We start from the raw sequence: 22852 nt of genomic DNA on the forward strand, positions 1-22852 counted from the left end.
CGTGTCAGTCTCAGTCGCGCAGCAGTTCGTTGATGGCGGTCTTCGAGCGCGTTTGTGCATCGACCTTCTTGACGATCACGGCGCAGTACAGGCTGTACTTGCCGTCGGCCGACGGCAGGTTACCGGAGACGACGACCGAGCCGGCTGGGATGCGGCCGTAGCTGACTTCGCCGGTGGCGCGGTCATAAATCTTGGTCGACTTGCCGATGTACACGCCCATCGAGATGACCGAGTTTTCCTCGACGATCACGCCTTCGACGATTTCCGAACGTGCACCGATGAAGCAGTTGTCTTCGATGATGGTCGGATTGGCCTGCATCGGTTCCAGCACGCCGCCGATGCCGACGCCGCCGGACAGGTGGACGTTCTTGCCGATCTGCGCGCAGGAGCCGACGGTGGCCCAGGTGTCGACCATCGTGCCTTCATCGACGTAGGCGCCGATGTTCACGTACGACGGCATCATCACGACGTTCTTGCCGATGAAGCTGCCGTGGCGGGCGATCGCTGGCGGCACCACGCGGAAGCCGCCGGCGGCGAAATCGGCTTCGGAGTAATTGGCGAACTTGCTCGGTACCTTGTCGTAGAACTGCGTGCTGCCGCCGGCCGGCATCACGACGTTGTCTTCCAGACGGAACGACAGCAGCACGGCTTTCTTGACCCACTGGTTGACGATCCATTCGCCGTTGGCCTTTTGCGCCACGCGCAGCGCGCCCTTGTTCAGTTGGTCGATAACTTGCGCGACCGCATTGCGGACATCGGCCGGTGCGTTCTTCGGCGAAAAATCGGCGCGGTTTTCCCAGGCCTGATCAATGAATTGTTCGAGTTGTTGGGTCATGTCTTTGCTTTGCTGATGGTGAATGGATGAATCGAAAACGGGATACGACAATCAGGCGGCCAGCTTGCGGCAGAAGGCGACGATGCGTTGTGCAGCTTCCAGGCATTCGTCGACTTCGGCGACCAGCGCCATGCGCACGCGATTTTCCCCTGGATTGACGCCGTGCGCCTCGCGACCCAGATAGCTGCCGGGCAGAACCGTCACATTATATTCGGCGTACAGGCGCTGCGCGAACTCGACGTCGCTGATCGGCGCAAGTTTGTCGACCTTTGCCCACAGGTAGAAGCCGGCGTCCGGCAGGGCGACGTCGACGACTTCCTGCAGCATCGGCGTGACTTGATTGAATTTCGCGATGTATTTCTGGCGATTTTCGATCACGTGCTGTTCGTCGTTCCATGCGGCGATCGAGGCGCTTTGCACTGACGGGCTCATCGCGCTGCCGTGATAGGTACGGTACAGCAGGAATTTCTTCAGGATTTCGGCATCGCCGGCGACAAAACCGGAACGCATGCCCGGCACGTTGGATCGCTTGGATAGGCTGGAGAAGCCGATCAGGCGCGGATAGCCGGTGCGGCCCAGCTTGTGCGCGGCTTCCAGTGCGCCCAGCGGTGCCTCGTCCTTGAAGTAGATCTCGGAATAGCATTCGTCGGCGGCGATCACGAAGCCGTAGCGGTCGGACAACTCGAACAGTTCCTTCCAGTCGTCCAGCGTCAGCACCGCGCCGGCCGGGTTGCCGGGCGAGCAGACGTAGACCAGTTGCACGCGCTTCCAGGTTTCCGGCGTGACGATGCTGAAGTCGGGCGCGAAGTTGCGCGCCGGATTGCAGTTGACGTAGTAGGGCTGCGCACCGGCCAGAAAAGCCGCGCCTTCGTAAATTTGGTACAGCGGATTCGGGCACATCACCAGCGCATCGCCGCGCGGATCGACGACGGTCTGCGCCAGCGCGAACAGCGCTTCGCGCGAACCATTGACCGGCAGCACCTGCGTTGCCGGATCCAGTTTCGGCAGACCGTAGCGGCGTTCCAGCCAGCCGGCGATCGTGGCGCGCAAGGTGTCGGCGCCGGCCGTGGTCGGATAGACGGCGAGGCCGTCGAGATTGTCGGCCAGCGCTTTCTGGATGAAGGGCGGCGTCGGATGCTTGGGTTCGCCGATGCCAAGGCTGATCGGACGATAGTCCGGATTCGGCGTGACGCCGGCGAACAGTTGCTTCAGCTTTTCGAACGGATAGGGTTGCAGCTGGTTCAGGAGAGGATTCACGGCAGGGAAATCGGAAGAGGCGCGGGAAAATGCGCGGTTCAAAATGGCAACATTATACCGTCCTGCCGCTGCGCGGCCTGTCGATGCTGGCGGGGCGCTGGCTTGATCTCGGCGCGGTGCCGGTTTGATGTCATATCGGGCCGTTTCAAATGCTTGGCATCGTTGTCCGCAATGCTATGATTAGTCCCTTTTGCAGGGCTGCCGCGCCGCGTCAGATCAACTGAATTTGTTGTATATCCTAGGAAACGGTCGATAACGTGCGTTTAACTTCCATTAAATTATCGGGTTTCAAATCCTTCGTCGATCCCACGAACTTCCAGGTGCCGGGCCAGCTGGTCGGTGTGGTCGGCCCGAATGGCTGCGGCAAGTCCAACATCATCGATGCCGTGCGCTGGGTGCTCGGCGAATCCAAGGCGTCCGAACTGCGCGGCGAATCGATGCAGGACGTAATCTTCAACGGCACGACCAACCGCAAGCCAGCAGGCCGCTCGTCGGTCGAACTGGTATTCGACAATAGCGACGGCAAGGCGTCGGGCCAGTGGAGCCAGTATGCGGAAATCGCCGTCAAGCGCACGCTGACGCGCGACGGCACTTCGACCTACTACATCAACAATCAGGCGGTGCGCCGCCGCGACATCCAGGACATCTTCCTCGGTACCGGCCTCGGTCCGCGCGCCTACGCGATCATCGGGCAGGGCATGATCTCGCGCATCATCGAGGCACGCCCGGAAGAGCTGCGCATCTTCCTCGAGGAAGCCGCCGGTGTTTCGAAATACAAGGAACGCCGCCGCGAAACCGAAAACCGCCTGCAGGATACGCGCGAAAACCTGCTGCGCGTCGAGGACATCCTTCGCGAACTGAACGCCAACCTGGAAAAACTCGAAGGCCAGGCCGCCGTCGCGCAGAAATACCATGCACTGCAGGCCGAGCAGGACGAAAAGCAGAAGCTGCTGTGGCTGCTGCGCAAGAACGAGGCGAAGAACGAGCAGGAAAAATTCTTCCGCGATATTGAAAAGGCGCAGATCGAACTGGAAGAGCAGACCGCCAAGCTGCGCCATGTCGAAACCGAACTCGAGCACATGCGCCAGACGCACTATGCCGCCGGCGACCGCATGCATCAGGCGCAAGGGCATCTGTATCAGACCAATTCCGAGATCGGCAGCTTGGAAGCGCAGATCAAGTTCGTCATCGAATCGCGCGCCCGTCTGCAGTCGCAACTCAACTCGCTGACCGCGCAGCGCGACCAGTGGCAGCGCCAGGGCTCGCAATATCAGGAAGACCTGACCGAAGCCGAAATGCATCTGGAAGAGCAGACGATGCGCGTCGAGCAGGCGCAGGAAATCGCGCAGCGCGAGAATGACGGCATTCCGGCGATGGAACAGGCTTGGCGCGAAGCGCAGCTGAAAAGCACCGAATCGCGCAGCCGCATCATGCAGGCGCAGCAACAGATCGAACTGGAATCGGCGCACCAGCGTAATGCTTCCGGCATCCTGTCGAACCTTGCAGCGCGCCGCGACCGCCTGACGCAGGAGCAGCACGGCTTGAACGCGCCGGATACCACGCATCTGTCCAACCTGAAGCTGCAACTGGAAGAAAAGCAGGCGACGCTGGAAGAAGCGACGATGCAGCTCGAAGAGGCACAGGAGCAAGTGCCGAAGCTGGAAGAAGAGCGTCGTACGGCGCAGCAGCAGGTCAATACCGAAACCGCCAACAACGCGCAACTGGAAGCGCGCCTCGCCGCACTGAAGCAACTGCAGGAAAACGTGCAGACGCAAGGCAAGGTGCAACCGTGGCTGCAGAAGCACGAACTCGGCGAACTGCCGCGCCTGTGGCAGAAGCTGCACATCGGTCAGGGCTGGGAAACCGCGCTGGAATCGGTACTGCGCGAGCGCACGTCGGCGCTGGAAGTGTCGAATCTGGACTGGGCCAAGGCATTCTTCAACGATGCACCGCCGGCCAAGCTGGCCCTGTTCACGCCGAATGCCGTTGCTAGCGAGACGAGCGAACCGGTTGCGGGACTGAAGCCTTTCCTGAATCTGTTGCAGTTGAACGATCCGGGCCTGCGCGCCTTGATGCAGGACTGGCTGCACAATGTCTATATCGCCGACGATGTCGCCTCCGCCTTCGTCGATCGCAGCAAGCTGCCGAACGGCGCCTGCTTCGTCACCAAGCAGGGCCATGTGATCGGCAAGTCCAGCGTGCGTTTCTACGCATCGGATTCCGAGCAGGACGGCATGCTGGCGCGCCAGCAGGAAATCGAGAACATCACCAAGCAGTTGCGCGCACAGCAGATGCTGGCCGACGAGGCGAAATCGCGCTTCGTGCGTTCGGAAGCCGCACTGACGCAGGCCACGCAGCGCCTGCAGGAAATCCGCCAGCGCGTGAATACACTGACGCAATCCGTGCATGGCTTGCAGATCGACGTGATGAAGCTGTCCGAGGTGCAGGAACGCTTCAACCAGCGCAGCACGCAGATCGCCACCGATCTGGAAGAAATCGCCGCGCAGGAAGCCGAGCAGCAGCAGATCAAGGCCGAATCGGAAGCGAAGTTCGAGCAACTGGATGCCGAACTGGCCGAACTGCAGCAAACGCACGAAGAAGGCCAGACCGACTATCTGGCGAAGGAACAGCAGTTGAACGACGCGCGCCAGAAGGTACGTGAACTGGAGCGCGCGGCACAGGAAGCGGAATTCTCCGAGAAATCGCAGCGCAACAAGATCGAGGAGCTGAAGCGCAGCATCGCCACCGCGCTGGAACAGGCGGCGCAACTGTTCGCCAACATGCAGCAGGGCACGCTGGAACTGGAAAGCCTGGACGATCAGGCGGCGCAGGCCGGCCTGCAGGCGCTGCTGGAAAAGCGCAGCGAACAGGAGCGCGCGCTGGCCGATGCGCGCCACGAACTGGATCAATTGACGCAGCAACTGCGCACGCACGACGAATCGCGCATGCAGGCAGAACGCAGCCTGCAGCCGATCCGCGACCGCATCACCGAACTGCAACTGAAGGAACAGGCCGCGCGCCTGAACCAGGAACAGTACGCGCAGCAGCTGGCCGAAGCACAGGCAGACGAAGCCGCGCTAGCCGAAAAGCTGAACGACGACGTGCGCCCGTCGTATCTGCAGGGTGAAGTCACGCGCCTGACCAATGCGATTGCGGGCCTCGGCGCCGTCAACCTTGCAGCGCTGGACGAACTGGCCGCGGCATCGGAGCGCAAGAACTTCCTCGACGCGCAGAACGCCGACCTGACCGAAGCGATCACCACGCTGGAAGACGCGATCGCGAAGATCGACAAGGAAACGCGCGATCTGCTGCAGGACACTTTCGACAAGGTCAACAAGCATTTCGGCGAACTGTTCCCGATTCTGTTCGGCGGCGGCCAGGCCAAGCTGATCATGACCGGCGAAGAGATTCTGGATTCCGGCGTGCAGGTGATGGCGCAGCCGCCGGGCAAGAAGAACGCGACGATTCACTTGCTGTCGGGCGGCGAGAAGGCGCTGACGGCGACCGCATTGGTGTTCTCGATGTTCCAGCTGAATCCCGCGCCGTTCTGCCTGCTGGACGAGGTCGATGCGCCGCTGGACGATGCCAACACCGAACGCTTCTGCAACATGGTCAAGCGTATGTCGTCGCACACGCAATTCCTCTTCATCTCGCACAACAAGATCGCGATGGAGATGGCGCAGCAGCTGATCGGCGTGACGATGCAGGAACAGGGCGTGTCGCGCATCGTTGCGGTCGATATGGAGTCGGCAGCAAACTTCGCGTCGGAGGCGGCATAAGTTGCACGAGAGGAAGCGATCCGAGGTAATTGGGAACCGAGTGTTCGAATGCGTGATTTCCTGTTGTCTTCCGTTATCTTTTCGTGCGGTAAAAACCTCCGAAAGCATAGTGCGCCAGCCTTTCCGGCGGGTATGTCGGCTTGACAAAAATTCTTTGCAGAACGTACCCTAGGCACGGCATTGTGCGGGTTGCCGCGCCAAGGATTCGCACTGATGACGGCCTGTATCGTGGTCTGTGGCGAAGCGGCTGGCGGAACCCGTCGAACCTTTGGATTTATATGAGTCAATCCGATTTCTCTTCTTCATTCCGGCTTCGCGCCTGCGTCGCGATGCCGCTCCCATCTTCTCGACAACTCATTGAAACGGCCGGTGCAGCATGACGGATCTACAGACCAGCCTGATCGTGATCGGCGCCGTGATCGTCGGCGGCGTTATCAGCTATAACAAATGGCAGGAATACAAGGCGAAGAAAAGCGTCGAGCGCGCTTTTTCGTCATCGCATGACGATGTTCTGATGGGCAGTGGCGACAAACCAGCCGCCGAACGCCGGGAGCCGGGATTCTCGCCGGGAGAAATGCCGGAATCGATGGCCAACGTCGAAGCGATTCAGCAGGAAGCGATCGATCAGGATATGCCGGCAGATGTGGCGGCAGTCAGTGCTTCGGATGGCGTGCCGGTGGAACTAGCTTTTCATGCCGAAGAGCGCGATCTGCCTGTCGATTACCTGATCGACTGCACGATTCCGTTGACGCCCGTCATGCAACTGCGCGGCGAGAAGGTGCTGGCGGCGATCCAGTCGCTGCGCCACGTCGGCGGCAAGCCGGTGCATTTCATCGGTCAGCGCATGGATGCGAAATGGGAAGCCGTGACGCATGGCGGCGTCTACAAGGCACTGACGGCCGGCGTGCAGCTGGCCAACCGCAGCAGCGCACTGAATGAACTGGAGTATTCCGAATTCGTGATGAAGCTGCGTCAGATTGCCGACGACCTGGATGCCGATCCCGACGTGCCGGACATGACGGAAGTGATGGCAAGCGCGCGCGCCTTGCATCATTTCGTGACCGAATATGATGCCAAGCTCAGCGTCAACGTGCGCACCAATGGCGCGCCGTGGTCGGTGACGACACTGCTGGCTGCGCTGGAGCGGCAAGGTTTCGACGTTCGCCCGGAAGGCCGCCTGGTCATGCCGGACGGTGATGGCGGCGTGCTGTTCTCGCTGTCGACCAACGTCACGCTGGCGGAGGAAACCACCAGCCATCTGACGCTGCTGCTCGATGTGCCGGTGGTGGCGCCGGAACGCGACGGTTTCGGTGCGATGATCGCCTGCGCGCGCACCCTGGCGTCGCGTCTCGACGGCACGGTCGTCGACGACGGCAACCAGCCGCTGGCCGATGCCGCCCTGACCGAAATTACCGGTCAATTGCAAGCCTTCTACGCCGATATGGATGCAGCCGATATCCCCGCCGGTTCGGCACGCGCGCTGCGACTGTTCAACTGACGCCTGACCGATGACGCAATCCGATCTGTTCGGCGCGGCGGCGGGCGAAGCGCCGGACCCGCGCAATCCCGCCGAGCGCGCGCGCTGGCTGCGTGCCGAACTGAACCGCCACAATCACGCCTATCACGTCCTCGACAATCCGACGATTCCCGATGCGGAATACGACAAGCTGTTCGTCGAACTGCAGCTGATCGAGGCGGAAAATCCCGATTTGATCGTTCCCGATTCGCCAACACAGCGCGTCGGCGCGCTGGCGCTGACGGCATTTCCGCCGGTGGCGCATGCGGTGCCGATGCTGTCGCTGGGGAACGGCTTCAATGACGAAGACATCGTCAATTTCGATCGCCGTGTGCGTGACGGATTGAATACGGAAGAGGAAGTCGAATACGCGACCGAACTGAAATTCGACGGTCTCGCGATCAACCTGCGTTACGAGAACGGTATTCTGACCGGTGCCGCTACGCGTGGCGACGGCTTTACCGGCGAAAACGTCACGGCAAACATCCGCACGATACGCGCAATTCCGCTGCGTCTGCACACGAACAATCCGCCGGCAGTGATCGACATCCGCGGCGAAGTGATGATGTACAAGGCCGACCTCGCCAAGCTCAATGCCAAGCAGCGCGAAGCCGGTGCGAAGGAATTCGCCAATCCGCGCAATGCGGCAGCCGGCAGCCTGCGCCAGCTCGATTCGCGCGTCACCGCACAGCGTACGCTGCGCTTCTTCGCCTACGGCATCGGCGCGCTGGAAGGCGTGGACATGCCGCCGTCGCATTCTGCGTTGCTGGACTGGTACCGCGAACTCGGCATGCCGGTTTGTGAAGAGCGCGCGGTCGTAAAAGGGGCGCAGGGCCTGCTGGACTTCTATCGCGGCATCGGCGACAAGCGCAAGAGCCTGCCGTACGAAATCGACGGCGTGGTCTACAAGGTCAACGATGCGGCGCAGCAGCAGCAACTGGGCTTCGTGTCGCGCGCGCCGCGCTTTGCGCTGGCGCACAAGTTCCCGGCGGAAGAAGCGCTGACCACGGTGCAGGACATCGAAGTGCAGGTCGGCCGTACCGGTGCGATCACGCCGGTGGCGCGCCTGACGCCGGTGTCGGTCGGCGGCGTGACGGTGACGAATGCGACGCTGCACAACGAGGACGAAGTGCGGCGCAAGGACATACGCATCGGCGACACCGTGATCGTGCGCCGCGCCGGCGACGTGATTCCCGAAGTGCTGTCCTACGTGCCGGAACGGCGCCCAGCCGATGCGCGCGAATTCGCGATGCCGACGTCCTGCCCGGTCTGCGGTTCGCCCATCGTGCGGCCGGAAGACGAAGCGGTGGCGCGCTGTTCCGGCGGCTGGATCAAATGTGCGGCGCAACGCAAGGGCGGGCTGCTGCATTTCGTGTCGCGTCGCGCAATGGATGTCGAAGGCCTGGGCGACCAGTTGGTCGAACAACTGGTCGACAAGCACATCGTCACGACGGCAGCCGATCTGTACAAGATCGGGTTCCGCGCACTGGCCGAGCTGGACCGCATGGCGGACAAGTCGGCGCAGAACGTGATGGCGGCGCTGGAAAAATCGAAAAAGACGACGCTGGCGCGCTTCATTTATGCGCTGGGTATCCGCCATGTCGGCGAGGCGACGGCGAAGGAGCTGGCGCGCCATTTCGGCAATCTTGACGCGATCCTGGCAGCAAGCGAGGAGCAGTTGCTGGAAGTCGCCGACATCGGCCCGGTGGTGGCGGCATCCATCCGCAGTTTCCTCGACGATCCGATGAATGCCGAGCTGATCGAGCAACTGCGCGCGGCCGGCGTACACTGGCCGGAGCATGTGGTCGAACGCGAAGCGAAACCGTTTGCAGGCAAGACTTTCGTTTTGACCGGCACGTTGCCGAACATGACGCGCGACGAAGCGGCGGAGAAAATCGAGGCGGCTGGCGGCAAGGTGGCTGGTTCGGTTTCGAAGAAGACAAGTTATGTCGTGGCAGGTGCAGAGGCAGGCAGTAAACTTGCGAAAGCCGAGGAACTCGGCGTGCCGGTTCTGGACGAAGCAGGGTTACTTCAATTATTGGATAGCGAATGATCAAGATCAGAAAAGCAGTTTTTCCCGTGGCTGGCCTCGGCAGCCGTTTCCTTCCTGCGACCAAGGCGCAGCCCAAGGAAATGCTGCCCATCGTCGACAAGCCGTTGATCCAGTATGCAGTCGAGGAAGCCGTCGCTGCCGGCGTGACCGAGATGGTTTTCATCACCGGCCGCAACAAGCGCGCGATCGAGGATCACTTCGACAAGGCCTATGAACTGGAAACGGAACTGGAAGCGGCCGGCAAGGCGGCATTGCTGGACCTGGTGCGCAATGTGATTCCGAAAAACGTCAATTGCATCTACATCCGCCAGCCGGCGCCGCTGGGTCTCGGCCATGCGGTACTGTGTGCGCGTCCGGTGGTCGGCAACGAACCGTTTGCGGTGCTGCTGGCAGATGATTTCATGGATACGAATGCCGGCACCAAGCCGGTGCTGGCGCAGATGACCGACATCTTCAGTCGCGAGGGCCACAGCATTCTGGCCGTGCAGGACGTGCCGCGCAGCGACACGCGTCAGTACGGTATCGTCAGCGCGACGCCATACAAGGACGGGCTGGAGGAAGTCAACGCGATCGTTGAAAAGCCGCAGCCGGATGTTGCACCGTCGACGCTGGCGGTGGTCGGCCGCTACGTGCTGACCGGCCGTATCTTCGATTACCTGGAAAACATCGGGCAGGGTGCGGGTGGCGAAATCCAGCTGACCGACGGTATCGCCGCGCTGATGCGTGATCAGAAAGTACTGGCGTATCGCTATGATGGCCAGCGCTACGATTGCGGTTCCAAGCTCGGCTATCTGAAGGCGACGGTGGCGATGGGGCTGAAGCATGCCGAAACCGGTGCCGGCTTCGCCGAGTTCATGAAGTCGATGAAGAAATGAGTGTCCGTCCCATCCTGAAGATGGGCGATCCGCGCCTGCTGCGCGTCGCCGAACCGGTGAAGGCATTCGATACGCCGGAACTGCATGCATTGATCTCCGATATGTTCGATACGATGCATGCGGCGAACGGCGCCGGTCTGGCCGCACCGCAGATCGGCGTGAACCTGCGCGTGGTCATCTACGGCTTCAAGCAGAACACGCGCTATCCCGAAGCACCACCGGTGCCGGAAACGGTGCTGATCAATCCGGTGCTGCGACCATTATCGGCCGATCGCGAAGAGGGCTGGGAAGGTTGTCTGTCGGTGCCCGGCATGCGCGGCGTGGTGCCGCGCTTTGCAGCCATGCATTACGAAGGTGTCGATCAGTACGGCAACAGGATCAGTCGCGATGCCGACGGTTTTCATGCGCGTGTCGTGCAGCATGAGTGCGACCATCTGGACGGCATCCTGTATCCGATGCGGATAGAAGATTTTTCGCAGTTCGGTTTTACCGAAATCCTGTTCCCCGAGCTCGACCCGAACGACGACGACTGAACAGGAATCTGCCGGGACGCGCTTCGTTCAGAAGCCTTCGTCTTCGCGCAGATAGCGCCACTGTCCGGCTGGCAGATCGCCCAGCTTGACGCGGCCGATGCGCACCCGTTTCAATCCCAATACCTTCAGCCCGACGATGTCGCACATGCGGCGGATCTGGCGTTTCTTTCCTTCTCGCAGAACGAAGCGCAACTGGTCGTCGTTCTGCCAGCTGACCTTGGCCGGCAGCAGCTTCTTGCCGTCCAACATGAGGCCATGATTCAGACGCTGCAGTTCGGCGTCCGGCAGCTTGCCCGGCTTCGTGTACTGCACGCGCACCAGATATTCTTTTTCGATCGAGGTATCTTCGCCAATCAATTGCTTGGCGATGCGACCGTCCTGCGTCAGCACCAGTAATCCAACCGAATCGATGTCGAGGCGGCCGGCGGGAACCAGGCTGCGCAGTTGCGTCGGATGGAATTGCGTCGGCGTCTTGTCTTCCTTCCAGCGCGCTTCGGGCTTGACCAGTGCAACGGCCGGTTTATAGCCATCTTCGGCCTGGCCGCTGACGTAGCCGACTGGCTTGTTGATCAGGATCGTCACGCGCTTCGACTGCTCGGCGGCGGCCTGCCGTTCGATCGTGATCTTTTGTGTCGGCAGAATCTTGGTGCCGAGTTCGGAGACGACCTTGCCGTCGACACGCACCCAGCCGCGTGCGATCCATTCGTCGGCCTCGCGGCGTGAGCAGAGGCCAAGTTCGGACATGCGTTTGGAAAGGCGGAGCGGTTCAGTCATGGCGTTACGAAAAAATGAAAGCGGCTGCACGGTCACGGTGTGCAGCGGTTGAAATTGATAGCATCAGATACGCAATGCGTCGAGCAGATCGCTTTCCAGCTGGATCTGGTTGCGCAGATTGTTCAGCATGGGGCCGTCGACGAGGAAAACGTCTTCCACGCGCTCGCCCAGCGTCATCACCTTGGCGGTGTGCAGATTGACCTTGTACTTGGCCAGTACGCTGGCGATCGAATACAGCAGGCCGTTGCGGTCGTTGGCGGAAACGGTCAGCAGGTAATACTGGCCGCGTTCATCCGGACGCAGGTCGACAGTCGGTGTGGCCGGGAAAGTACGGCACAGGCGCGACAGACGGCCCTTGCTCGGCGCCGGCAGTTCGACCGGTTGCGTCAGCAGTTCGGCCAGTTCGTGCTCGATCAGACTGATCAGGTCACGGTAGCTGGCGGCGAAGGCCGGTTCGGTGATCAGGAAGGTGTCGAGCGCGTAGCCATGCTTGGTCGTATGGATCTTGGCGTCGAGAATGCTGAAGTTCTTGCGGTCGAAATAGCTGCAGATGCGCGCGAACAGGTCGGAGCGGTCCTTGACGTAAACCGCCACCTGCAGTCCTTCACCGATCGGCGCCAGTCGGCATTTGACGACCGGGACGGCGCTGTCGATCTTGTCGTAGAGCACACGCGTCTGCCAGGCGATGTCGTTGGCGTCGTGCCGCAGGAAGTAGACGACGTCGAGCTGCTCCCACAACTTCTGGTGCGCGTTTTCCGGCAGTGTGAACAGGCGCAACGTCTTCAGTGCTTCTTCCTGCCGGTTCTTCAGTTCGCGCTCGGCCGACGGCGCTTCGCCGCCGAGCACGCGCAACGTCATGTTGTACAGATCTTCCAGCAGCTTGCCTTTCCACGCATTCCAGACCTTCGGACTGGTGCCGCGGATGTCGGCTACCGTCAGCAGATAAAGAGCGGTCAGGTGACGTTCGTCACCGACCGTTTGCGCAAAATGGGCGATCACGTCCGGATCGGACAGATCCTGTTTCTGTGCGACCTGCGACATTGTCAGATGCTGCTCGACAAGGAACACGACCAGTTCGGTTTCTTCTTCCGTCAAACCGTGATCGATGCAGAAGTCGCGTGCATCTTCCATGCCGAGCAGCGAATGGTCGCCGCCGCGGCCCTTGGCGATATCGTGGAACAGCGCGGCAATGTACAGCAGCCACGGTTTGTTGAAATTGGCGGCGAGCTGGCTGCAGAACGGATATTCGTGTGCATGCTCGCTCAGCATGAAGCGGCGTACATTGCGCACCACCATCATGATGTGCTGATCCACCGTGTAGACGTGGAACAGGTCATGCTGCATCTGGCCGACGATGCGGCGGAAGTTCGGCAGGTAGCGGCCGAGGATACTGGTCTGGTTCATCCGGCGCAGCGCATGCGTGATGCCTTGCGGCGCCTTCAGGATATCTATGAACAGCTTGCGGTTCTTCGGATCGCGGCGGAAGTTGTTGTCGATCTGGAAGCGCGAATGCCACAGCGCGCGCAACGTGCGCGCCGCCATGCCTTTCAGTTCAGGATGCAGCGACAGCAGCAGGAAGACTTCCAGCATCGCCGACGGCGTGGTCTGGAAGGTGTCGTCGTCGGCGATGTCGATGAAGCCGTTGACTTCGTTGAAGCGCGCATTGATCGCAACCGGCGAGGTCATCTGCGGGAATAGTTGTGCCTCGATGTTCTGCAGCAGGATCGCGTTCAGCTGTGTGACGGCCTTGGCGGCGCGGTAGTAGCGCTGCATCAGGTATTCGCTGGCGCGGCGGGTCGGCGAATTCTTGAAACCGACCGACTCGGCGATCGCGGTCTGCACGTCGAATACGAGGCGGTCTTCATGCCGGTTGGTGATGATGTGCAGGCGGATGCGGATGTCCTTCAGCGCACGTTCATTCTGCTTCAGCTGGCGTGCCTCGGTATCGGTGATCAGGCCGCGCTCGGCCAGCTTGCGCCACGAATCGCCGAGCTGTGCAGCCTTGGCGACCCACAGGATGACTTGCAGGTCGCGCAGGCCGCCGGGGCTTTCCTTGCAGTTCGGCTCCAGGCTGTAGGGCGTGTCTTCGTATTTGGCGTGGCGCTGGCGCAGTTCCAGCGTTTTGTCCTGGAAGAATGCTTGCGGGTCCATGGCGGCATCGCAGCGTTCCTTTAACAGGCGGAATTGCTCCGCATTGCCGGTGATCAGCCGCGCTTCGAGCAGGCTGGTTTGCACGGTGATGTCGGCGGCGGCTTCAGATAGGCATTCGTCGATGGTGCGGATGCTGTGGCCGATTTCCAGGCCGATATCCCAGAACAGTTGCACCAGTTCTTCCAGCCGGCCTTGCAGTGCGCTGTCTGGCGCTTCCTGCAGCAGGATCAGCACGTCGACGTCGGAATGCGGGAACAGTTCGCCGCGGCCGTAGCCGCCGACGGCGACCAGCGCGGCGCTGGACGGCAGTTCGAATGTCTTCCAGGCTTCGATCAGCGCGGCATCGACATTGTCTTTCAGTCGTGTCAGCAGCATTTCCACCTTGCCGTGTGCCAGAAAGGTATCGATGGCGGTCTGGCGTTCTGCCTTGAGCTGTTCCTTCAGGGCGACGGCAAGCGTGGGCATGGCGGATATCAGGCGCTGACGGGTTGGGGCGCGGCTCCAGCGGTGATGAAGGCGGGCGGCGGCGGGCTGCCGGCAGACACCGTCAGCACTTCGTAGCCCGTTTCGGTGACCAGTACCGTGTGTTCCCATTGCGCCGACAGGCTGCGATCCTTGGTCTTGATGGTCCAGCCGTCGTTCATTTCACGGATTTCGCGGCGGCCTGCATTGATCATCGGCTCGACCGTGAAGATCATGCCCGGTGCCAGTTTCTCCAGCGTGCCGGGACGGCCGTAGTGCAGCACTTGCGGTTCTTCATGGAAGATTTTGCCGATGCCGTGGCCGCAGAATTCGCGCACCACGCTGTAACCGGCTTTTTCTGCATGCTGCTGAATGATGAAGCCGATGTCGCCCAGATGCGCGCCCGGCTTGATTTTGGAAATGCCCAGCCACATGCATTCGTAGGTGATGTCGCTCAGGCGCTTGGCGAGGATGGACGGCTCGCCGATGAAGAACATGCGGCTGGTATCGCCGTGGTAGCCGTCCTTGATGACGGTGACGTCGATGTTCAGCACGTCGCCGTTTTTCAGCACCTTGTCGCCGGGAATGCCGTGGCAGATCACGTCGTTGACCGAGGTGCAGACCGCTTTGGGAAACGGCGTGTAGCCCGGCGGGCAGTAGTTCAGTGGCGCGGGAATCGTCCCTTGCACGTTGACCATGTATTCATGGCACAGGCGATCGAGCTCGCCCGTCGTTACGCCCGGTTTGACGAACGGGGTGATGTAATCGAGGACTTCGGAGCCGAGGCGACCGGCGATGCGCATGCCGGCGATGTCTTCAGCTGTCTTGATGGAAATATTGCCCATAAGGAAACAGAAAGTTGCCGCAACGCGGCAGAATGGATCGTGAGGGGAAGATTATAGACGAGCGGGCGCTTGTTCGCCCGGAAAGTCGCGCAAAGCTTGAAAAGAAGGCTGGCTTCGGGGTAGAATTGCGGGCTTGCCTGAATCGTCTTTCGGGCAGGTTTGTAAATTGTTTTGTAAAAATCGCGAATCCGCTCGACAAGGGTGCCTCGTTTCCGCCAAACGGCAGCGAGGTGAACCGAACGGATTCCAGACCCAACCCTGGAGAAAAACATGTCCGTAACCATGCGTGAAATGCTGGAAGCCGGTGTCCATTTCGGTCACCAAACCCGCTTCTGGAACCCCAAGATGGCCCCGTATATCTTCGGTCATCGCAACAAGATTCATATCGTCAACCTGGAAAAGACCCTGGGCATGTACCAGGAGGCGATGAAGTACATCCGCCAACTGTCGTCCAACCGCGGCACCATCCTGTTCGTCGGCACCAAGCGCCAGGCACGTGACATCGTCGCCGCTGAAGCGCAGCGCGCCGGTATGCCGTACGTCGACCAGCGTTGGCTGGGCGGCATGCTGACCAACTTCAAGACGATCAAGACCTCGATCAAGCGTCTGAAGGACATGGAAGCTGCCAGCGAAGACGGTTCCCTGGCCAAGATGAGCAAGAAAGAAGCGCTGATGTACGAGCGTGAGAAGGCCAAGCTGGAAAAATCCATCGGCGGCATCAAGGATATGGGCGGTATTCCTGACGCGATCTTCGTCATCGACGTCGGCTACCACAAAGGCACGATCACCGAAGCTGCCAAGCTGGGCATCCCGGTCATCGGCGTGGTCGATACCAACCACTCGCCGGACGGCGTGACCTACGTGATCCCGGGCAACGACGACTCGTCGAAAGCCATCACGCTGTACGCACGCGGCGTTGCCGACGCGATCCTCGAAGGCCGTGCCAACGCGACCAACGATCTGGTCGAGTCGATCAAGGGCGGCGACGATTTCGTCGAGGTCGAAGAGCAGGCGTAATCCCTGACTCTCTGATGGTTTGCGCGTCAGAACAAGGAAAGGGGCAACAGCAGTTCGCCCCTTTTTTTCGAGCGCATGTTGAACATATTCGTATCGAGGGCGTCTGAAGGGCGTCCGCAAGTTAGGAGATTGTAATGGCAGCTATTACTGCAGCAATGGTGGGCGAACTGCGTGCACGCACGGACGCGCCGATGATGGAATGCAAGAAGGCGCTGACGGAGGCCGACGGCGACATGGAGCGTGCGGAAGAGATTCTGCGCGTCAAGCTGGGCAGCAAGGCATCGAAAGCCGCTTCGCGCGTGACTGCCGAAGGCGTGATTGCCACCTGTGTGTCCGGCAACGTCGGCGCGATGGTGGAAGTCAACTGCGAAACCGACTTCGTGACCAAGAACGACGATTTCCTGGCATTTGCCAACGCACTGGCCAAGGCTGTCGCCGACGCCAACCCGGCCGACGTGGCCGCACTGGGCGACGTCAAGCTGGGCGACAAGACCGCTGAAGAAACCCGTACCGAACTGATCGGTCGCATTGGCGAAAACATGTCGATCCGCCGCTTTGCACGCTTCGAAACCACCGGCAAGCTGGCTTCCTATCTGCATGGTTCGCGTATCGGCGTCATTGTCGACTTCGACGGCGCAGAAGACCAGATCGGCAAGGATGTCGCGATGCATATCGCTGCAATGAAACCGGTTTCGCTGGCAGCAAGCGACGTGCCTGCCGATCTGATCGCCAAGGAGCGTTCGGTTGCCGAGCAGAAGGCTGCCGAATCGGGCAAACCGGCCGATATCGTCACCAAGATGGTCGAAGGTTCGGTGCAGAAATACCTGAAGGAAGTTTCGCTGCTGAATCAGCCGTTCGTGAAGAACGACAAGCAGACCGTCGAACAGATGCTGAAGGAAACCAAGACGGCCGTGAAATCGTTCAAGATGTTCGTCGTCGGCGAAGGCATCGAGAAAAAACAGGACGACTTTGCAGCAGAAGTCGCGGCGCAGGTTGCCGCAGCAAAGCAGGCGTAAGCAGAAAGCGGGCCGCAAGGCCCGTTTTTTTAACGCCGTCGATCGGGTATGCTTGATTCGATGGCGTTTTGCTGATGCGCGGACGGCGCGTTAGCGATTAATATTCCGTAGCGGTGTGGCTGCCGGCCGCCGCAGAGCGGAATGGCAGTACCGGAATACAGAATCAGCCTGGCAATAAAAACGGACAAGACAAGGAATCCAGCCCATGACGACCCCAGCATATAAACGCGTTCTCCTTAAACTTTCGGGCGAGGCGTTGATGGGAGACGATCCGTACGGCATCAATCGCGCGACGATCGAGCGCATGGTGGCGGATGTGTCTGAAGTCGCAAAACTGGGCGTGGAAGTGGCGATCGTCATCGGCGGCGGCAATATTTTCCGTGGCGTCGCGCCCGGCGCGCAAGGCATGGACCGCGCAACGGCCGATTACATGGGCATGCTGGCCACCGTGATGAATTCGCTGGCGCTGGCCGATGCGATGCGCCAGATCGGTATTACGGCGCGCGTGATGTCGGCAATCGGCATCGAGCAGGTGGTCGAGCCGTACGTGCGCCCGAAGGCGCTGCAGTACCTAGAAGAAGGCAAGATCGTCATCTTTGCTGCCGGCACCGGTAATCCGTTCTTCACGACTGATACCGCTGCCGCGCTGCGCGGTGCGGAGATCGGTGCGGAAATCGTGCTGAAGGCGACCAAGGTCGACGGCGTCTACAGCGCCGATCCGAACAAGGATCCGGCGGCGACGCGCTATTCGACCATCAGCTTCGACGAGGCGATTTCCAAGCACCTGCAGGTGATGGATGCGACGGCCTTCGCGCTGTGCCGCGACCAGCGCCTGCCGATCAAGGTGTTTTCGATCGTCAAGCCGGGTGCGCTGAAATCCGTGGTGATGGGCGAGGACGAAGGCACGCTGGTGCACGTCTGATACAGCTTGTAACACTGACGATGTTGATATTCGGGAACGCCGATAATCCAATCCAGTCCAATTTGCAGTAAATAGGAGAGCAGTAATGACTGTCGCAGATGCAAAGAAAATCGCCGAACAGAAAATGCAGAAGTCGCTCGAGACGCTGAAGAGCGATCTGGCGAAGGTGCGTACCGGCCGTGCACATACCGGCCTGCTGGACCATGTGATGGTCGAATACTACGGTACGCCGACCGCGTTGCCGCAAGTGGCAAACCTGACGCTGGTCGATGCACGCACGATCGGCGTGCAGCCGTACGAAAAGAAAATGGTCGCCACCATCGAGAAGGCGATCCGCGAATCCGATCTGGGTCTGAACCCGTCGACGCAAGGCGATCTGATTCGTGTGCCGACGCCACCGCTGACCGAAGAGCGCCGCAAGGAAATGGTCAAGCTGGTCAAGAGTGAAGCCGAGGATGCGAAGATCGCGATCCGCAACATCCGCCGCGATGCCAACGAATCGCTGAAGAAGCTGGTAAAGGACAAGGCCTGCTCGGAAGACGAGGAGCGTCGTGCACAGGATGACGTACAGAAGCTGACCGACAAGTTCGTCGTCGAAGTCGACAAGATCGTCGCCGAAAAAGAAAAAGAAGTGCTGACGGTTTGAGCCGGCTTTCAATTTCTCTCTCCACTCCGGTTGCCCGCTCATGACGCTGAAGAGTTCAACCCAGACCGTGCCGGAAGTGTCGCTGGTGCCGCGCCACATTGCGCTCATCATGGACGGCAATGGACGCTGGGCGACCAAGCGCTTCATGCCACGCGTCGCCGGCCATGCCAAAGGCGTGGAAGCGGTGCGCGGCGTGGTGGAAGCCTGCGCGAAGGCGGGCGTCGAATATGTGACTTTCTTCGCCTTCAGTTCCGAGAACTGGCGCCGGCCGCAGGAAGAAGTCAGCGTGCTGATGCGCCTGTTCATGACGGCGCTGGAGCGTGAAGTCGCCAAGATGCATGCGAATGGCATCCGACTGAAGATTGTCGGTGACCTCGATCGTTTTGACGACAAGCTGCAGCAGATGATCGCTTCCGCGGAACGCAAGACGGCCGGCAATACGCGAATGACGGTGACCGTCTGCGCCAACTACGGCGGCCGCTGGGACATCATGCAGGCGACCGGCAAGATGGTGGCGGCGCATCCCGGGGCGACCGAATTCACTGAGGAAATGCTGGAGCCGTACCTGTCGATGGCGTATGCACCGGAGCCGGATCTGTTCATTCGCACCGGCGGGGAAGAGCGGATTTCCAACTTCCTTCTGTGGCAGCTTGCCTATACCGAGCTGTACTTCACCGAAACCTACTGGCCCGATTTCGATGCGGCCGCGTTGGAAAAAGCGATCACCTCCTACCAGAAGCGTGAACGGCGCTTCGGCCGCACCAGCGAGCAGCTGACCGAACAAGCGGCGGCAGTCAAATGCTGAAGACGCGCATCATCACGGCGGTGGTTTTGCTGGCCGTGCTGCTGCTGGCGATTTTTTCCGGCTATCCGCTGGTATTCACGTTGTTGGTCATTGCATTTTTTGCTGCTGCGGCATGGGAATGCCTGCGCCTGTTCGGCAACCGCCATCCGATGATCGGCGCTGCGTTGTGGACGATCGCGTTTGCATGGCTGGTTCTGTTCGGACGTATCGACGGTCCGCTGCTGCCTGCGCTGTGCGTTGTGATCTGGGCATTGCGGCTCACGCCGTCGCTGGCGATCGGACTGCCGCCGCCGGGCAGCATCGGCGATCGCTTGGCGATGGGCATTTACGGCGTGGCCATTCTCGGCGCTTTCGTCGCCGTGCTCGTGCTGTTCTCGCGTTCGGCGCTGTACATGTTTTCCGTGATGGCGATCGTCTGGCTGGCCGACATTGGCGCCTATTTCAGTGGCAAGGCCTTCGGCAAACGCAAGCTGGCGCCGTCGATTTCACCGGGCAAATCGTGGGAAGGCGCGATCGGCGGTGCGATCATCGTGCTGCTGGCCGGTGCCGCAACGCTGGCCGTTCCCGCCTTGCAGGATACATTCGCCGTACAGCTTTATCTGAAATGGGGTTGGGGCGGCTTTCTCGCGATCCTGATTCTGATGACGGCTGCCAGCGTCGTCGGCGACTTGTTCGAATCCCAATTGAAGCGTCGTGCCGGCATGAAGGACAGCAGCAATCTGCTGCCTGGCCATGGCGGCGTCCTCGACCGCATCGACGCCTTGCTTCCGACTCTGCCGCTGGCTGTTCTCGTCGGTTACTGGATGTAATTTCATGCAGCACATCACCATTCTTGGCTCGACCGGCTCCATCGGTCTTTCGACGCTGGACGTCATTGCCCGCCATCCCGACCGCTATGCCGTCTATGCGCTGACTGCGCAGAGCAAGGTGGAAGAACTGGCGCAGCAATGCGTGCAGTTCCGCCCGCAGGTGGCCGTTGTCGGCAATGCGGAGGCGGCGCAGAAGCTGAGTAGCCTGCTGCGCGAAAAAGGCGTAGCGACCCAGGTCGAATTCGGCGAGCCGGCATTGTGTGCGGTGGCGTCTGCGGCTGGATGCGATACGGTCATGGCGGCCATCGTCGGTGCCGCTGGTCTTGCGCCGACATTGGCTGCAGCACGTGCCGGCAAGAAAGTGCTGTTGGCGAACAAGGAAGCGCTGGTCATGTCCGGCCAGCTGCTGATGGATGCAGTGGCCGCCAGCGGCGCCGTACTGATGCCGATCGACAGCGAACACAATGCGATCTTCCAGTGCCTGCCTGATGGCTACAGCCGCGTGCCGGAAAAGCACGGCATCGGGAAAATCCTGCTGACGGCTTCCGGCGGGCCATTCTTGAAGCGGCCACTGGATACGCTGGACAAGGTCACCTGCGAAGAAGCGGTCGCACATCCGAAATGGGTGATGGGCCGCAAGATTTCCGTCGATTCGGCGACGATGATGAACAAGGGGCTGGAAGTCATCGAGGCCTACTGGCTGTTCGGCGTGTCGGCGTCCAATATCGATGTCGTCATCCATCCGCAGAGTGTCGTGCATTCGATGGTGTCCTACGTCGACGGTTCGGTGCTGGCACAGCTCGGCAATCCCGACATGCGTACGCCGATCGCGCATGCATTGGCCTATCCGGAACGCATCGCTTCCGGTGTCGCGCCCATTGACCTGGTGCAGATCGCGCAGTTGACGTTCGAGCAGCCGGATTTGCAGCGTTTTCCGTGCCTGAAACTGGCGTATGATGCATTGCACGCGGGCGGATCGGCGCCGGCCGTCATGAATGCGGCCAACGAGGTGGCGGTACAGGCTTTCCTCGACAGGCGCATCGGTTTCCGCACGATCAATGACCTGATCGCCCGCGTCATGGACGCGCTGCCGTTTTGCTCGGTCGCCGATATCGAATCGGTGTGCGAACAGGATCGCCGTGCACGGGAAATCGCACTATCCACCATCCAGCCATCATGATGCTGCTGCAAACCATCGTCGCCTTTGCCGTCGTTCTCGGCGTGCTGATCATCGTGCACGAGCTCGGCCATTATCTGGTGGCGCGCTGGTGCAACGTGAAGGTGCTGCGCTTTTCGGTCGGCATGGGCAAGGTCGTCTGGTCGCGTCGCTTCGGGCCGGACCAGACCGAATGGGCGGTGTCGATGCTGCCGCTGGGCGGTTACGTGAAGATGCTGGATGCCCGCGACGGCGATCTGGCAGATGTTTCGACACAGGATATGCAGCGTGAATTCACGCGTCAATCGGTGTGGAAGCGCATCGCCATCGTGGCGGCAGGACCGATCGCCAATTTCCTGCTGGCGATCCTGTTGTTCGCCGGACTGTACAGCCATGGCATTCCGGAACCGGCCGCCAAGCTGGGCACGCCATCCGAACAGTCGATCGCATGGAAGGCGGGCTTGCGTGGCGGCGAGCGTGTGACGGCCGTCAACGGCGAGCCGGTGCAGGCATGGGGTGATCTGCGCTGGCTGATGGTACAGGCGGTTGTCGATCGCAAGCCGGCAAGACTGGACGTGGTGGATGCGGCAGGTGCGCAGGAAAGCGCGATCGTCCCGGTCGATAGCGTTCCGACCGAAAAATTGGAGGGCGAATTCCTGGCCGATCTCGGCATCGATCTGGCGCGGCCGCCAGCTGTGCTCGGCAATATTGTGCCGGACGGTGCCGGCATGCGCGCGGGCTTGCAACAGGGCGATAAAGTCGTTGCCGTCGACGGCAAGCCGATTCGGGATGGCATGGCTTTCGTCGATGCAGTGCGCGCGTCACCGGGCAAGATGCTGCAGGTCGATCTGCTGCGGGACGGCGTATCGCTGACTGTGCCGGTCACGCCGGAGACGGTCGAGCAGGGCGACCAGACCTTCGGCCGCATCAAGGTCGAGGTGGCGATGATGCCGGAGATGGTCACGGCCGGCAGCGGCCCGCTGGCGGCGCTCGGCAAGGCAGTGAAAAAGACCTGGGATACCAGTGCAATGACGGTCAAGATGGTCGGCAAGATGATTGTCGGCGAGGTTTCCTGGAAGAACGTCACCGGACCGATCACGATCGCCGATTATGCGGGGCAGACGGCACGCATCGGCTGGATCAGCTACCTGAGTTTTATCGCCTTCGTCAGCATCAGTCTGGGCGTCATGAATCTGCTTCCCATTCCAGTGCTGGATGGCGGGCATTTGCTGTATTATGCTGTCGAAGTTTTGACGGGCCGCCCGGTTTCCGAGCGCTTCGGGGAGATCGCGCAACGGGCAGGTGTGGGGATACTGATGACCCTGATGCTGGTGGCAGTCTTCAACGACATCAACCGGCTTGTTTCCTGATGGTGCGTGCCTTGCCGGGTCTGACCAAGTA

General features: G+C 60.7%; 18 protein-coding genes. 13 read left to right on the top strand and 5 right to left on the bottom strand.

The window, feature by feature from the left end:
- Positions 1 to 10 precede the first annotated feature (10 nt).
- Together dapD and dapC are read right to left on the bottom strand one after the other, a co-directional pair.
- Complete coding sequence (dapD, locus tag ACO1VH_RS08375) at positions 11 to 835, bottom strand: 2,3,4,5-tetrahydropyridine-2,6-dicarboxylate N-succinyltransferase (protein ID WP_486244043.1); 825 nt, start codon at positions 833 to 835, stop codon at positions 11 to 13.
- Positions 836 to 886: 51 nt separating this feature from the next.
- Positions 887 to 2092, bottom strand: a complete 1206-nt coding sequence (gene dapC / locus ACO1VH_RS08380) for a succinyldiaminopimelate transaminase (RefSeq protein WP_486244044.1) — start codon at positions 2090 to 2092, stop codon at positions 887 to 889.
- Positions 2093 to 2349: 257 nt separating this feature from the next.
- Here dapC and smc point away from each other — a divergent pair, with 257 nt between their 5' ends.
- The 5 genes from smc to def all read left to right on the top strand — a co-directional run bounded on the left by smc (position 2350) and on the right by def (position 10848).
- Positions 2350 to 5871, top strand: a complete 3522-nt coding sequence (smc, locus tag ACO1VH_RS08385) for a chromosome segregation protein SMC (protein WP_486244045.1) — start codon at positions 2350 to 2352, stop codon at positions 5869 to 5871.
- 376 nt (positions 5872 to 6247) lie between these two features.
- Complete coding sequence (locus ACO1VH_RS08390) at positions 6248 to 7369, top strand: cell division protein ZipA C-terminal FtsZ-binding domain-containing protein (protein ID WP_486244046.1); 1122 nt, start codon at positions 6248 to 6250, stop codon at positions 7367 to 7369.
- A 10-nt stretch (positions 7370 to 7379) separates the two neighbouring features.
- Positions 7380 to 9440 (top strand): NAD-dependent DNA ligase LigA, encoded by a 2061-nt coding sequence (gene ligA, locus ACO1VH_RS08395; protein WP_486244047.1) that lies wholly within the window; start codon positions 7380 to 7382, stop codon positions 9438 to 9440.
- Positions 9437 to 10315 carry a UTP--glucose-1-phosphate uridylyltransferase GalU gene (gene galU / locus ACO1VH_RS08400; RefSeq protein WP_486244048.1) on the top strand — a complete coding sequence of 293 codons (879 nt, stop codon included), beginning with the start codon at positions 9437 to 9439 and terminating at the stop codon, positions 10313 to 10315. Before ligA ends, galU begins: the two co-directional genes overlap by 4 nt.
- Positions 10312 to 10848, top strand: coding sequence for a peptide deformylase (def, locus tag ACO1VH_RS08405; protein ID WP_486244049.1), 537 nt, complete (start codon positions 10312 to 10314; stop codon positions 10846 to 10848). Before galU ends, def begins: the two co-directional genes overlap by 4 nt.
- 27 nt (positions 10849 to 10875) lie before the next feature.
- Here the strand turns inward: def and ACO1VH_RS08410 are convergent, their stop codons facing one another.
- The 3 genes from ACO1VH_RS08410 to map form a co-directional block, all read right to left on the bottom strand.
- On the bottom strand, positions 10876 to 11622 hold the full coding sequence (locus ACO1VH_RS08410; protein WP_486244050.1) for a pseudouridine synthase: 747 nt from the start codon (positions 11620 to 11622) through the stop codon (positions 10876 to 10878).
- Between the two features lie 63 nt (positions 11623 to 11685).
- Positions 11686 to 14238 (bottom strand): [protein-PII] uridylyltransferase, encoded by a 2553-nt coding sequence (locus tag ACO1VH_RS08415; RefSeq protein ID WP_486244051.1) that lies wholly within the window; start codon positions 14236 to 14238, stop codon positions 11686 to 11688.
- Positions 14239 to 14246: 8 nt separating this feature from the next.
- A complete protein-coding gene (gene map, locus ACO1VH_RS08420) occupies positions 14247 to 15080 on the bottom strand; it encodes a type I methionyl aminopeptidase (protein ID WP_486244052.1) in 834 nt (277 codons plus the stop codon).
- A gap of 270 nt (positions 15081 to 15350) precedes the next feature.
- On the opposite strand from map, the gene rpsB reads away from it, so the two are divergent.
- The 8 genes from rpsB (at position 15351) to rseP (ending at position 22821) form a co-directional block, all read left to right on the top strand.
- Positions 15351 to 16097, top strand: coding sequence for a 30S ribosomal protein S2 (gene rpsB / locus ACO1VH_RS08425; RefSeq protein WP_486244053.1), 747 nt, complete (start codon positions 15351 to 15353; stop codon positions 16095 to 16097).
- Between the two features lie 134 nt (positions 16098 to 16231).
- The gene (tsf, locus tag ACO1VH_RS08430; RefSeq protein ID WP_486244054.1) at positions 16232 to 17113 is read left to right on the top strand and encodes a translation elongation factor Ts; all 882 of its coding nucleotides are present in this window, start codon (positions 16232 to 16234) and stop codon (positions 17111 to 17113) included.
- Between the two features lie 205 nt (positions 17114 to 17318).
- Entirely contained in the window at positions 17319 to 18035 is a 717-nt protein-coding gene (gene pyrH, locus ACO1VH_RS08435) for a UMP kinase (RefSeq protein WP_486244055.1), read from the top strand.
- Between the two features lie 85 nt (positions 18036 to 18120).
- On the top strand, positions 18121 to 18681 hold the full coding sequence (gene frr, locus ACO1VH_RS08440) for a ribosome recycling factor (RefSeq protein WP_486244056.1): 561 nt from the start codon (positions 18121 to 18123) through the stop codon (positions 18679 to 18681).
- A gap of 40 nt (positions 18682 to 18721) precedes the next feature.
- A complete protein-coding gene (gene uppS / locus ACO1VH_RS08445) occupies positions 18722 to 19486 on the top strand; it encodes a polyprenyl diphosphate synthase (RefSeq protein WP_486244057.1) in 765 nt (254 codons plus the stop codon).
- Positions 19480 to 20295 carry a phosphatidate cytidylyltransferase gene (locus ACO1VH_RS08450; protein WP_486244058.1) on the top strand — a complete coding sequence of 272 codons (816 nt, stop codon included), beginning with the start codon at positions 19480 to 19482 and terminating at the stop codon, positions 20293 to 20295. The genes uppS and ACO1VH_RS08450 overlap by 7 nt, the downstream gene beginning before the upstream one ends.
- 4 nt (positions 20296 to 20299) lie before the next feature.
- Positions 20300 to 21475 (top strand): 1-deoxy-D-xylulose-5-phosphate reductoisomerase, encoded by a 1176-nt coding sequence (gene ispC, locus ACO1VH_RS08455; protein ID WP_486244059.1) that lies wholly within the window; start codon positions 20300 to 20302, stop codon positions 21473 to 21475.
- Positions 21472 to 22821, top strand: coding sequence for an RIP metalloprotease RseP (gene rseP / locus ACO1VH_RS08460; protein ID WP_486244060.1), 1350 nt, complete (start codon positions 21472 to 21474; stop codon positions 22819 to 22821). The genes ispC and rseP overlap by 4 nt, the downstream gene beginning before the upstream one ends.
- Positions 22822 to 22852: the final 31 nt, after the last annotated feature.

The sequence above is a fragment of the Oxalicibacterium sp. genome (genome assembly GCF_057353965.1).